Source organism: Lysobacter arseniciresistens ZS79 (assembly GCF_000768335.1).
In the GTDB taxonomy this organism is placed as follows: domain Bacteria; phylum Pseudomonadota; class Gammaproteobacteria; order Xanthomonadales; family Xanthomonadaceae; genus Novilysobacter; species Novilysobacter arseniciresistens.
Window position 1 is genome coordinate 32,293 of record NZ_AVPT01000005.1, and the last position, 12,350, is coordinate 44,642.

At 71.8% G+C, this 12,350-nt stretch carries 10 protein-coding genes; 8 read left to right on the forward strand and 2 right to left on the reverse strand.

Annotated elements, in window-relative coordinates; translation table 11 throughout:
- The first annotated feature begins 28 nt into the window (after positions 1 to 28).
- Together N799_RS04220 and N799_RS04225 are read left to right on the forward strand one after the other, a co-directional pair.
- Positions 29 to 1,963 (forward strand): GGDEF domain-containing protein, encoded by a 1,935-nt coding sequence (locus tag N799_RS04220; RefSeq protein ID WP_036208382.1) that lies wholly within the window; start codon positions 29 to 31, stop codon positions 1,961 to 1,963.
- On the forward strand, positions 1,960 to 3,903 hold the full coding sequence (locus N799_RS04225; RefSeq protein WP_052101203.1) for a tetratricopeptide repeat-containing diguanylate cyclase: 1,944 nt from the start codon (positions 1,960 to 1,962) through the stop codon (positions 3,901 to 3,903). Before N799_RS04220 ends, N799_RS04225 begins: the two co-directional genes overlap by 4 nt.
- Before the next feature lie 94 nt (positions 3,904 to 3,997).
- On the opposite strand, the gene N799_RS04230 is transcribed toward N799_RS04225, so the two are convergent.
- Positions 3,998 to 4,561, reverse strand: coding sequence for an outer membrane beta-barrel protein (locus N799_RS04230; protein ID WP_036208384.1), 564 nt, complete (start codon positions 4,559 to 4,561; stop codon positions 3,998 to 4,000).
- 151 nt (positions 4,562 to 4,712) lie between these two features.
- On the opposite strand from N799_RS04230, the gene N799_RS04235 reads away from it, so the two are divergent.
- The 4 genes from N799_RS04235 (at position 4,713) to N799_RS15165 (ending at position 9,895) form a co-directional block, all read left to right on the forward strand.
- Positions 4,713 to 5,831: an efflux RND transporter periplasmic adaptor subunit gene (locus N799_RS04235; RefSeq protein ID WP_036208386.1), complete on the forward strand. Its 1,119-nt coding sequence runs from the start codon at positions 4,713 to 4,715 to the stop codon at positions 5,829 to 5,831.
- Positions 5,828 to 8,911: an efflux RND transporter permease subunit gene (locus N799_RS04240; RefSeq protein ID WP_036208389.1), complete on the forward strand. Its 3,084-nt coding sequence runs from the start codon at positions 5,828 to 5,830 to the stop codon at positions 8,909 to 8,911. The genes N799_RS04235 and N799_RS04240 overlap by 4 nt, the downstream gene beginning before the upstream one ends.
- An 89-nt stretch (positions 8,912 to 9,000) precedes the next feature.
- Positions 9,001 to 9,354 (forward strand): DMT family protein, encoded by a 354-nt coding sequence (locus N799_RS04245; RefSeq protein ID WP_036208392.1) that lies wholly within the window; start codon positions 9,001 to 9,003, stop codon positions 9,352 to 9,354.
- A 73-nt stretch (positions 9,355 to 9,427) separates the two neighbouring features.
- Positions 9,428 to 9,895 (forward strand): hypothetical protein, encoded by a 468-nt coding sequence (locus tag N799_RS15165; protein ID WP_152597807.1) that lies wholly within the window; start codon positions 9,428 to 9,430, stop codon positions 9,893 to 9,895.
- Positions 9,896 to 9,924: 29 nt separating this feature from the next.
- On the opposite strand, the gene N799_RS04250 is transcribed toward N799_RS15165, so the two are convergent.
- On the reverse strand, positions 9,925 to 10,986 hold the full coding sequence (locus N799_RS04250) for an NADH:flavin oxidoreductase/NADH oxidase (protein ID WP_036208395.1): 1,062 nt from the start codon (positions 10,984 to 10,986) through the stop codon (positions 9,925 to 9,927).
- 149 nt (positions 10,987 to 11,135) lie between these two features.
- Between N799_RS04250 and N799_RS04255 the strand changes: the two genes are divergently transcribed.
- Both N799_RS04255 and N799_RS04260 read left to right on the forward strand, forming a co-directional pair.
- Positions 11,136 to 12,095: an acetyl-CoA carboxylase carboxyltransferase subunit alpha gene (locus N799_RS04255; protein WP_036208397.1), complete on the forward strand. Its 960-nt coding sequence runs from the start codon at positions 11,136 to 11,138 to the stop codon at positions 12,093 to 12,095.
- Positions 12,095 to 12,331, forward strand: a complete 237-nt coding sequence (locus tag N799_RS04260; protein ID WP_036208400.1) for a hypothetical protein — start codon at positions 12,095 to 12,097, stop codon at positions 12,329 to 12,331. Before N799_RS04255 ends, N799_RS04260 begins: the two co-directional genes overlap by 1 nt.
- The last annotated feature ends 19 nt before the right edge of the window (positions 12,332 to 12,350 follow it).

The window sequence follows — 12,350 nt, forward strand, 5'->3', positions numbered from 1 at the left end:
CCACGCCAATGCCGACACGCCACCGTCGATGCGCCGACGCATCGGGGCGGCGATGTGCGCGCTGCTGGCGGCTTTCCTGGCCCTGCCCGGCCAGGCCCACGAGAACGTGCCGGGCCAGCCGCCGGTGCACCCGGAGATCACCCCGGCCCAAGCCGCGTTCGACAAGCTGTTCTGGGACATCGACGACGGCGCCTTCCCGCTCGACTCCTACGCACAAACCTACGCCGTGCTGGCCAGGCTCGAGCAGGCGATCCCGCCGGGTGACGTGCACCGGCAACTGCAGTACCGCTATATGCACTGCCTGGTGGGCTTCAACCACGGCACCACCGGCGCGGTGGACTACGCCCGTGAAAGTGCCGAGGCGGCCCGCGCGGCCGGGGACGAGGCCTCCGAAGCCGCGCTGCGGGCCTGCCTGGGCATCCACCTCTCCAACAACGGCGATGCCGCGTCCGCGGCCGTGCAGTACGAACAGGCGGCGCAACTGGCCCGCCGTGGCCGCGACTTCAACGTCGAGGGGGTCGCGCTGGTGCGGCGCGGCAACCTGCGGATGGACGCCGGCGACATCGCCGCTGGCCTGCAGGACCTACTGGATGCGCAGCAGGTGTTCGAGCGCGGCCAGGTCGCCTTCCAGGTCGATTTCAACCTGTTCGCGATCGCCCAGGCCTACCGCCGTCTGGGCGAGCTCGACCGCGCGCTGGAGTACATCAACCGGGTGGTCGAGTTTGGCCAGGCACGCAGCGACGAGCTGGTGCTGGCTTCTGCATTGAACGAACGCGGCCGCATCCGCATGGCACGCGGCGAGTTCGACCAGGCCGAGGCCGACCTGCGCCAGGCGCTGGTGTACGCCACCAACGAAGGTCGCCCGGCCAGCATCGGCTACATACGGCTGCAACTGGCCGAGCTGCAGAACCGGCGCGGGCGTCCGCGCGACGCGCTGGACGAGTTGCAGGCCGCGCTCGTCGCCTACCGGCAGACCGGTGGCCCGCCGCCGCAGGACCTGCTCGATCTGCAGACCGGCATCGCCCGTTCCCGCCTCGGCCAGCACCGGTTGGCGCTGCAGTCACTCGGCCGCGCGCTGCCGGCGCTGCACGACGCCGGCGACCTGGCCAGCGTGATGGAGGCGCACCTGTGGCGCGCCGACAGCCGCGAAGCGCTGGGCGACGCCACCGGTGCGCTGGCCGACCTGCGCGCGTTCGCCCGGCTGCGCCGGGAGTCGGCCGGACGGGCGACCCACCAGCGCGTGCTCGCCATGAGCGAGGGGTTCGACGCGCGCTACACCGAGTTGCGCAACACCCGCCTGCGGGAGCAGCAGGCACGCGCCGAGCGACTGGCCGCGGCCGAACGACAGCGCAAACCCTGGCGGATCGCCTCGATCGCCCTGGGCGCGATGCTGGCGCTGGTGCTCGCATGGCTGGCGCTGCGGCAGGCGCGTCGACTGCTGCGGCTGCGGGGCATGGTCTCGACCGACCCGCTGACCGGCGCGATCAACCGTCGCGAGGTGCAGTACCGGGTGGCCAAGCATCTCGCCGGTGGCGATGCGCAGCTGTGCGTCGTGCTGATCGACCTGGACCACTTCAAGCAGGTCAACGACCGCCACGGGCACGCCGCGGGGGACCAGGTGCTGGTGCGCGCGGTGGCGGCATGGCACGGCGTGCTGCGGGCCGGCGAGCGGCTGGCGCGGCTGGGTGGCGAGGAGTTCGTCGCGGTGCTGCCGGGGGCCGGGATCGACGCGGGCGCACAGGTGGCCCGGCGGTTGCTGGAGGCCACCCGCGCGATCGACCTGGGGGATGTCGCGCCGGGGCTCTCGATCACCGCCAGCTTCGGCGTGGCCGCCGCGTTGCCGGGCGAGCGCACGCTGGAGGAAATCCTCGGCCGCGCCGATGCGGCGCTGTACCGGGCCAAGACCGCAGGCCGCGACCGCATCGAGATCGCCGATGGGCCCGCGCCGGAGGCCTCGCAGTGACGCCGCGGTTCCGCCTGCTGGCCGCGCTGCTGGCCGCCGCGTCGATGGCGGCGACGGCGACGGCGAGTGTCGCGCCCGTCGCGTCGACAGCCCGGCCGCTCCTTCCTTCGCACGGCGACGCGGCGCAACCCGACGCCGACGCCTTCGACGCACTGGCCACCCGTCTCGAACGGGGCGCGTTGACGGCCGCCGCCCCCGAGCAGGCCCGCGACCAGCTGGCCCGGCTGCGGCGCCTGCTGCCGCCCGGCGACCCGCGGCGCGACCTGCGCTACCGCTACCTCGCCTGCGGAGCCGCTCCGGGCGATGCCGAGGCCACGATCGCGCTGGCGACCCGCGGGATCGCCGATGCGCGTGCGCTGGAGGACGCCCACGCCCAGGTGCGGTTCCTCTACTGCCGGGCCGATGCCCGCGCGAGCGTGGCGCCACCCGACCAGACCCTGGGGGACTGGGAGGCCGGCCTCGCCATGTCCCGTGCCAACCGCGACTGGCGGCTGGTGGCGGACGGACTGGTCGGCCGCGGCTACATGCGCTCGCTGGACGGCGAGCACGCCCGCGCGCTCAACGACTTCCTCACCGCGCAGCAGCTGTACCGCACCACCGGCCACGATGCGCTCGCCCGCGAGAACGCGCTCAACCTGGGCATCGCCTATCGCCGCATGGGTGATCTGGAGGAGGCCCGCACCCACGTTCAACAGGCGCTGGACGAGGCCACCCGGGGCGACGACTGGGGCACCCGCTTCAACGCGCTGCTGCAGCTGGGCTACCTGTACGAGGACCTCGGCCAGCTGTCACGCGCGCAGCAATCCTACGAACAGGCCCTCAACCTGGCCCCCCGCGAGCAGGCACGCGCCCAGGCCGGTGCCGCACGGCTGGCATTGGCCGGGGTGCTGATTGCCCGCGGCCACCATGCAACGGCGCTGGAAGCGCTCGACCAGGCCGAGCGCGAACTGGCGGGGACCTCCGACACCGGTCGCTCCGGCCTGCTGCGGATGCGCCGCGGCCTGGCGCTGGCGGGCCTGGGCCGCAACGACGATGCCCTGCGCGAGTACGAAGCGGCCGAGCGCCTGATCCGGCAACAGGACAACGAGCGCTACCTGGCGATGCTGCTGCCGGCCCGCGCCGAAGCACTGGAGGCGTCCGGCCAGCCGGACCGCGCACTGGCCGAGTACCGCCGGTTCGTCCAGCTGGAGGGCACGTTGCTGGACGGGAGCGCGCGCCAGCGCGCCACGGCGATGCGCCACCGGTTCGACGCCCGCCGCCGCGAACTCGACACCCAGCGGCTGCTGGCCGACACCGAACTGCAGCGGCAGGAGCTCGATGCGCTGGTGCGGGCACGCCGCTGGCAATGGCTCGCGCTGACGCTCGGCGCCGTGCTGGTACTGGTGCTGGCGGCGCGGTTGCTGCGGCAGCAGCTGCGGACCCGACGCCTGCGCTCGCTGGCGTCGACCGACGCGCTGACCGGCGTCGCCAACCGCCGCGCGATCGACCACGCCGGCAATACGCTGTTCGCCGCCGCGCGTGACGGCGACACCGCGATGAGCGTGCTGATGTTGGACATCGACCGTTTCAAGCAGGTCAACGACGTGCACGGCCACCTCGCCGGCGACGAGGTGCTGCGCCGCGTCGTCGCCGCCTGCCAGGGCGCGCTGCGCAATTCCGACCGGCTGGGGCGTTTTGGCGGCGAGGAGTTCGTCGCGGTGCTGCCGGGCACGGAGGCGGCCCCGGCCGCGCAGGTCGCCGAGCGCTTGCGCCTGGCGGTCCAGGCGATCGACCTGGACGACGTCGCCCCCGGGCTGCGGGCCACGGCCAGCGTCGGCCTGGCCACGCTGCGGGCCGATGATGGCGGTTTCAACGCGCTGGTCGAGCGCGCCGACCGGGCGCTGTACCGGGCCAAGGCCGGCGGTCGCAACCGGGTGGAGCGCGACAACCCGCCGGGCTGAAAAACCGCCGCGACGTGCCGTCGGGCGCCCCCAAAAAGAACGGCCGCCCCGGAGGCGGCCGTCCTGCAGCAACTACCGCTTGATCAGAAGCTGATCAGAAGCGGTACTCGCCGCCCAGCGCGATCGTGTCGACATCGACGTCGACGCCGCGGAAGTCGGCCTGGCGACGGTCGAAGTTCAGCGACACGCCGAAGTTGCGGTTGAAGTCGTAGCCGGCGCTGACGCCGAAGTACGCCTTGGTGGAGTGCTCGTCGTCGATGACGTCGAAGTTGTCCTCGCGGACCTGCGCGGTCAGCCGGGTGATGCCGACGCGGCCGCCGATGAAGAAGCCGGTGTGGGCCGGGCCGAAGTTCTTCTTGGCCGCGACGCCGGCGCCGAAGGACACCAGGTCGAGCTCCTGGTCGTTGCCCAGGTACTCGTTGTACAGCGTGCCGACGTGGCCTTCGACGGCGAAGTTCGGGTTGAACCAGTAGCCGCCGCCGAACGTGGCGGAGGTGTCGCTCTCGCTCGCCGAACCGACGCCGGTGTCGACGTCGACATCGCTCTGGCCGATCTCGGCGCGGATGTAGCCGGCGCTGCCGTCGGCGTTGGCGGCCATCGCGGCCGGGGCCATCGCGGCCAGGGCCAGGGCGGACGAGAGGATCAGGGTCTTCTTCATGGTGCGTGTCATTCCTTGGGTAGGGTTTGCCCGTGCGTGGGCGGCGCGCAGCATCGGCGGGGCGGGCCTGTCTGTCAAATTTTCGTTAACCGTGAAAAGCAATTAATGAACCCCTCAGTACACTGCCGCCTTTCCGTCGCCGGAGTCGCCCATGCCCGTGTCCGCCCGTCGCTGGCTGTCGCTGGCCTGCCTTTGCCTGGCGCTGGCCGCCTGCGGGGGCGATGACGCCGCCGACGATGCCGCGACCGAAGCGAGCGCCGGGATGGCGGTCACCACGGCGCCGGTCACGCGACGCGAGCTGGCCAGCGGGGTCACCGCGTCGGGGCCGATCACGGCGGTCGAGGAAATGCAGCTCGGGGTCGAGCTGAGCGGGCTGCGGGTGACCGCGGTCAACGTCGACGAGGGCGAGGTGGTCGACGCCGGCGACGTGCTGCTGACGCTGGACGCCCGCACGCTGGACTCCGACCTCGCCCAGGCCCGGGCCGCGCTCAACGAGGCCGAGGCCGGCGCGGCGCTGGCGCGGTCCAACCTGGCACGCGGCGAGCAACTGGCACGCGGGCAGTACATCAGCGCGGCCTCGCTGGACGAGCTGCGGGCGGCGCGCACCCAGGCCGAGGCGCGCGTCGGCACCGCACGGGCGGCGCGCGACGCGGCGCAGTTGCGGCGTGATTTCGCGACCCTGCGGGCGCCGGCCGACGGGGTCATTTCGGCGCGCCTGGTGCAGCCCGGGCAGGTGGTCGCGGCCGGCAGCGAGTTGCTGCGTCTGATCCGCGACGGCGAGCTGGAGTGGCGCGCGGAGTTGCCGGCGGCCGACCTGGGCACCGTCAACCCCGGCGACCGGGTGGAGTTGCGCGACCGTGACGGCGACCGGGTGGTCGGCACCGTGCGCGCGGTCTCGCCCGGCGTCGATGCGGCCAGCCGCACCGGCACCGTGTTCGCCGACCTGCCGGAGCCGGCCGACCTGCAACCGGGCACCTACCTGGAAGGCCGGATCAACACCGGGCTGGCGACCGTGCCGGTGGTGCCGGCGGACGCGGTGGTGCTGCGCGACGGCTTCCCGACCGTGTTCGTGGTCGAGGACGGCACCGCGCGGATGGTGCGGATCGAGCCCGGCGCGCGCGACAACGGTTTCGTCGAGGTGCGTGCGGGGTTGGACGACGGCGCGCAGGTGGTGGTGCGCGGCGCCGGCTTCCTCGCCGACGGCGACCGGGTCCGCGTGGTACCGGTGGACGACGCAGCGACACCCGCCACCCCGGCACCCGCCCCATGAGCGGCGGCGGCACCCTCTCCTCCTGGGCGATCGACCGGCCGCTGCCGGCGGTGCTGGTGTTCATCGTGCTGTGCGTGGCGGGGATCTGGGGCTTCATCCAGCTGCCGGTGGCGCGCTTCCCCGACGTCGCCTTCCCGATGACCACGGTCACCGTGGTGCAGCCCGGTGCCTCGCCGTCGCAATTGGAGACCGAAGTCACCCGCCGCATCGAGGATTCGGTGGCGACCATCCCCGGCATCAAGCGGGTGGTCTCCAGCGTGACCGAGGGCACCAGCACGACGATGATCGAGTTCGAGCTGGAGGTCGACGTCGACAGCGCACTGGACGAGACCCGCGACGCGGTCACCCGGGTTCGCACCGACCTGCCGCAGGACATCCAGGAGCCGCTGGTCGGCAAGGTCGACATCGGCGGCGCGCTGGTGACCTACGCGGTGTCGGCGCCGTCGATGACGCCCGACCAGCGCTCGTGGTTCGTCGACCGCGAGGTGTCGCGTGCGCTGTACGGCGTCGACGGCGTCGCCCGGGTGTCGCGCATCGGCGGTATCGAGCGGCAGGTGCGGGTCGACCTGGACCCGCAGCAGCTGCTGGCATACGGCGTCACCGCCGCGGAGGTGTCGCAGCAGCTGGCGCGCATCCAGGTGGAACAGGCCGGCGGCCGCGCCGAGATCGGCGGCAACCAGCAGACCATCCGCACCATCGGCACGGTGGACGACGTGCAGCAGCTGCGCGACTACACCATCAGCCTGGCCGACGGCCGCGCGGTGCGGCTGTCGTCGATCGCCACCATCACCGACGGCGCCGCCGACCCGACCCAGGCCGCGCTGCTGGACGGCGAGGCGGTCGTCGCGTTCTCGGTCTCGCGCAGCCGCGGCGCCGACGAGCTGGACGTCTCCGAAGGCGTGCGCGCCACGCTGGACGAGCTGGCCGCGGCGCACCCGGGGGTCGAGTTCGAGCTGGTCAGCGACATGGTCCAGGAGACCCGCAACTCCTACGAGTCGTCGATGACGATGCTGTGGGAGGGCGCGCTGCTGGCGCTGGTGGTGGTGTGGCTGTTCCTGCGCGACTGGCGCGCCACCTGGGTCAGCGCGGTGGCGCTGCCGCTGTCGATCATCCCGACCTTCGCGGTGATTTACCTGCTCGGCTTCTCGCTCAACATGATCACGCTGCTGGCGCTGGCGGTGGTGGTCGGCATCCTGGTGGACGACGCGATCGTGGAGATCGAGAACATCGTTCGCCATCTCGGCCAGGGCAAGAGTCCGCGCGAGGCGGCGCGCGAGGCCGCCAACGAGATCGGTACCGCGGTGATCGCCACCTCGATGACGCTGGCGGCGGTGTTCGTGCCGGTCGCGTTCATGCCCGGCATCGCCGGCAAGTTCTTCCGCGAGTTCGGCTGGACGGCGGCGACCGCGGTGCTGTTCTCGCTGCTGGTCGCGCGCCTGCTGACGCCGATGATGGCCGCCTACCTGCTCAAGCCGCACGCCGACAACCCCGGCGAGTCGCGGCTGATGAAGCGCTACCTCGGCTGGGTCGACGCCGCCCTGCGCCACCGCGCCCGCACGCTGTGGGCGGCGTTCGCGCTGTTCGTGCTGTCGCTGTGCCTGGTGCCGCTGATCCCGGCCACCTTCATCCCGACCGGCGACCTCGGCCGCAGCAACCTCAGCATCGAGTTGCCGCCGGGCACGCCGGTGGAGGAGACGGTGGCGGTGTCCGAGCAGGCCCGCGCCCAGCTGGAATCGATGCCCGAGCTGCAGAGCGTCTTCACCATGGTCGGCAGCGTGCTCGACCTCGGCGACCCGAGCCAGAGCGGCACCGGCGACCCGCGCAAGGCGACGCTGGTGATCGACTGGGGCAACGCCGACGACCGCGACCGCAGCCAGCAGCAGCTCGAACAGGAAGTGCGCGAGCGGCTGGCCGACCTGCCCGGCACGCGCGTGAGCTTCATCAGCGCCGAGCCGGGCGGGCGCATGCAGCTGGTGCTGGCCGGCGACGACCCGGAGAAGCTGCACGCCGCGGCCGCCGCGGTGGAGCGCGACCTGCGCACGTTGCAGGGGCTGGGCAGCATCTCCTCGTCGGCGTCGCTGTTGCGGCCGGAGCTGCGGATCGAGCCGGACCCCGCACGCGCGGCCGACCTCGGCGTGTCGACCGCGCAGATCGCCGAGGCGGCGCGCGTCGCCACCGCCGGCGACTACACCCAGCGCATGGCCAAGCTCAACCTGCCCGACCGCCAGGTGCCGATCCGGGTCGGCTTCGCCCGCGAGGACCTGCGCGACCCGGCGCTGGTCGGCCAGCTGCAGGTGCGCGGCAACCAGGGGCCGGTGCCGCTGTCGGCGGTGGCCGACATCGAGGCCGGCAGCGGGCCGTCGGTGATCTCCCGCTACAAGCGCCAGCGCAACATCACCCTGACCGCCGAACTCAACGGCCGCCCGCTCGGCGAGGTGATGCAGGAGGTGCAGCAGCTGCCGAGCGTCAACCGGCTGCCGGCCGGCGTCGACTTCCTCAACACCGGCGACGCCGAGGTGTTCGTCGAGCTGTTCACCGGCTTCGCGCTGGCGATGGGCGCCGGCATCGTCTGCATCTACATGGTGCTGTTGCTGCTGTTCAACCACCCGGTGCAGCCGCTGACCATCCTCACCGCGGTGCCGCTGTCCGCCGGCGGTGCGTTCGCGGCGCTGCTGCTGAGCGGCAACATGCTGTCGATCTCGGCGCTGATCGGCCTGCTGATGCTGATCGGCGTGGCGACCAAGAACTCGATCCTGCTGGTCGACTACGCGGTGATGGCCGAGGACGAACACGGGCTGTCGCAGCACGACGCGCTGATCGACGCCTGCCGCAAGCGCGCCCGGCCGGTGATCATGACCACGCTGGCGATGGGCGCCGGGATGATGCCGCTGGCGCTCGGGTTCTCCGGCGATTCCAGCTTCCGCGCGCCGATGGCGTGGGCGGTGATCGGCGGGCTGATCACCTCGACCCTGCTCAGCCTGATCGTGGTGCCGGCGGCCTACACGGTGCTGCACGACGTCGGCGACTGGTTCGCACGGCGGTTCCGGCGTGGCGCGGCCGGGACGCACGCGTCGGCCTGATCGGTACGGAAGGCCCCCGCCGGTGCGCGCGCCGGCCCGGCAGCGGTGCATCATTTCCGCTCCGTCCCTGCTCCCGTTCCGGCCCGCCCATGCACGCGACCTGGACCACCATCGGCCTGCTCACCCTGAGCAACGTCTTCATGACCTTCGCCTGGTACGCCCACCTCAAGGAGCTGGGCGGCAAGCCGTGGATCATCGCCGCGCTGATCAGCTGGGGCGTCGCGTTCTTCGAGTACCTGCTGCAGGTGCCGGCCAACCGGATCGGCTACACGGTGATGTCGCTTGGACAGCTGAAGATCCTGCAGGAGGTCATCACGCTGACGGTGTTCGTGCCGTTCGCGGTGTTCTACATGAAGGAGCCGCTGAAGCTGGACTACCTGTGGGCCGGGCTGTGCATGCTGGGCGCGGTGTATTTCATGTTCCGTGACAAGATCGGTGCCTGAACGAGCGACCTTGACAAGGCCGCATAGGGCCGATAGGGGTACAGCGCCAATAGGGCATCGCGAGGAGAAGGAAATGCTCGTCAACAGTGCAGGAATGCTGATTTTCTGTGCAATAGCCTCGCTTTATTTTGCCGCATCGCCTCCCGCCAACGCGCAGTCGGTAAAAGTCGAATCCTCTGTCAGCACGACATATCAAGCCGGATCGCGCGAGTCGAGCGAGGTTCGCGGGTGGCTGATCGATCACGCGGAATATCGCAATGGCACACCCCTCGGTGAGTTTGAAAAACTCGGCCAGATAGTTGTCACCTACGAAACATCCCACCCGGGCAGTGGGGTGACAGCAAGTAGCCCTGGCAACCAACCGCCGGTGCCACTACCTGCAACCGGGCGCCACGGCGATACGATCACTATCTCCTCTTGCGGCGGCGGAGCTTCCCAGAGCTGGTCCTATACGTGGGTCGCCAACCCGAATGGCGGCGGCTGGGTGCTGATCAGCTACAGCTATACCAGGACGCGGGCATGCTCGGGCAGCGGAGCCTAGGCTCCGGTTAACCAAAGCGGGAATCGCCGTCACCACGCCCGGCCGTACTGCGGCGGCGTGGTGATCCCGGCGCCGAGCGTGTGGGCGGCGCGGCGCGGGAAGTACGGGTCGCGCAGCAGTTCGCGGGCCAGCAGCACCATGTCGGCCTCGCCGTCGGCGACGATGCGCTCGACCTGGGCCGGGTCGGTCAGCAGCCCGACCGCGCCGGTGGCGATGCCCGCCTCGCGCCTGATCCGGCAGGCGAACGGCACCTGGTAACCCGGCTGCAGCGGGATTTTCGCGTTCGGCACGCTGCCACCGCTGGACACGTCGACCAGGTCGACGCCGCGGTCCTTCAGCCGCCCCGCCAGCGCGAGGCTCTGCTCGATGTCCCAGCCGCCGTCCACCCAGTCGGTCGCGGAGATCCGCAGCCACAGCGGCAGGCGCTCCGGCCAGGCCGTGCGGACCGCGTCGACCACCTCCAGCAGCAGCCGGATGCGGTGTTCGAAATCGCCGCCGTAGCGGTCGGTGCGGCGGTTGGACAGCGGCGACAGGAACTCGTGCAGCAGGTAGCCGTGGGCGGCGTGGATCTCGACCATCTGGAAGCCGGCGTCGAGCGCACGGCGGGTGGCGGCGGCGAAGTCCTCGACCACCTGCTCGATCCCGGCCGCGTCGAGCGCCTCCGGCACCGGCGAGCGCTCGTCGAACGCGACCGCCGACGGTGCGACCGGGGTCCATCCGCCGTCCTCCGGCCCGACCGCCCCGCCGCCGCGCCACGGGGCGTCGGTGCTGGCCTTGCGCCCCGCGTGGGCCAGTTGCACCGCCGGGACCGCGCCCTGCTCGGCGATGAACCGGTTGATCCGCATCCAGGCGTTGGTCTGCGACTCGTTCCACAACCCGGTGTCGGCCGGCGAGATCCGGCCCTCCGGCGACACCGCGGTGGCCTCGGCGATGACCGTGGCGGCGCCGCCGACCGCGCGGCTGCCCAGGTGGACCAGGTGCCAGTCGTCGGGCAGGCCGTCGCGGGCGGAGTACTGGCACATCGGCGACACCGCGAGCCGGTTGCGGAAGGTGACGCCACGCTGGACGAGGGGCTGGAACAGGCGGGACAAGGCACGCTCCTGGGTCGACGGGGGTCACAGCATGCCCCCGTTGCGGCCGCCGTGGCGCGTGCGGGCCGCGCCGGACGCCTCGGTACGGCCCCGGGCGGTCGGCTAGACTGTCCCGATTGACCGGCAGCCCGCCTGCCCCGGACGACCGCATGAACCCGAACTACCTCGATTTCGAACAGCCCATCGCCGACCTGGAAGCCAAGATCCAGGAGTTGCGCCACGCCAGCCACGGCTCGGCGGTGGACGCCGACGCCGAGGTCCACGCGCTGCGCGACAAGCTGCGCAAGCGCACCGCGCAGATCTTCCGCGACCTGACCCCGTGGCAGGTCTCGCAGCTGGCCCGCCACCCGGCGCGGCCGCACACCAACGACTACATCCGGGTGATGTGCGACGAGTTCCAGGAGCTGGCCGGCGACCGCGCCTACAGCGACGACGCCGCGATCGTCGGCGGCCTCGGCCGGATCGACGGGCGCAGCGTGGTGATCATCGGCCACGAGAAGGGCCGCGATACCAAGAGCAAGATCCGCCGCAACTTCGGCATGCCGCGCCCCGAGGGCTACCGCAAGGCGCTGCGGCTGATGAAGCTGGCCGAACGCTTCGACCTGCCGATCCTGACCTTCATCGACACCCCCGGCGCCTACCCCGGCATCGGCGCCGAGGAGCGCGGCCAGTCCGAGGCGATCGCGCGCAACCTGCTGGAGATGGCCGAGCTGAAGGTGCCGATCATCTGCACCGTGATCGGCGAGGGCGGCTCGGGCGGCGCGCTGGCGATCGGCGTGGGCGACTGCACGGTGATGCTGCAGTACAGCACCTACTCGGTGATCTCGCCGGAAGGCTGCGCCTCGATCCTGTGGAAGGACGCCGGCAAGGCCAAGGACGCGGCCGAGCAGCTCGGCCTGACCGCAACCCGCCTGCACGGGCTGGGGCTGGTCGACAAGGTGGTGCGCGAACCGACCGGCGGCGCCCACCGCAACCCGCGGCAGGTCGCCACCCGCCTGAAAACGGTGCTGATGAACGAGCTCGACGCGCTCGAGGCGCTGCCCACCGCCGAACTGCTGCAGCGCCGCTACGACCGCCTGCGCGGTTACGGCGCCTACGAGGCCGCGTGATGTTCGGCTACCGCGCCGCCAAGTACTGGGCCGCCGTCGGCGCGCTGTTCGCGGTGGGCACCTGGCTCAGCCTGTCGAACAACGTGCTGGTCGCGCTGGCCTTCGCCGGCCTCACCGCCGCCTGCCTGCTGGTGGCCGCCAGCTGCCTGCTGGTGCCGCCGCGGCCGCCGCACCGCGAAGACGACGGGCACGACCACACCGACGCGGCGCCGCGCCGGCGCAACTGGCGGCCCTGAGTTCGACGCAGTAGCGCTC

Excerpts from the sequence above, each read along its gene's own strand:
- N799_RS04245 (WP_036208392.1), top strand. The coding sequence starts at position 9,001 with ATGCACGCGACCTGGACCACCATCGGCCTGCTCACCCTGAGCAACGTC.
- N799_RS04220 (WP_036208382.1), top strand. The coding sequence starts at position 29 with ATGCGCCGACGCATCGGGGCGGCGATGTGCGCGCTGCTGGCGGCTTTC.
- N799_RS15165 (WP_152597807.1), top strand. The coding sequence starts at position 9,428 with ATGCTCGTCAACAGTGCAGGAATGCTGATTTTCTGTGCAATAGCCTCG.
- N799_RS04255 (WP_036208397.1), top strand. The coding sequence starts at position 11,136 with ATGAACCCGAACTACCTCGATTTCGAACAGCCCATCGCCGACCTGGAA.
- N799_RS04260 (WP_036208400.1), top strand. The coding sequence starts at position 12,095 with ATGTTCGGCTACCGCGCCGCCAAGTACTGGGCCGCCGTCGGCGCGCTG.
- N799_RS04240 (WP_036208389.1), top strand. The coding sequence starts at position 5,828 with ATGAGCGGCGGCGGCACCCTCTCCTCCTGGGCGATCGACCGGCCGCTG.
- N799_RS04230 (WP_036208384.1), bottom strand. The coding sequence starts at position 4,561 with ATGAAGAAGACCCTGATCCTCTCGTCCGCCCTGGCCCTGGCCGCGATG.
- N799_RS04235 (WP_036208386.1), top strand. The coding sequence starts at position 4,713 with ATGCCCGTGTCCGCCCGTCGCTGGCTGTCGCTGGCCTGCCTTTGCCTG.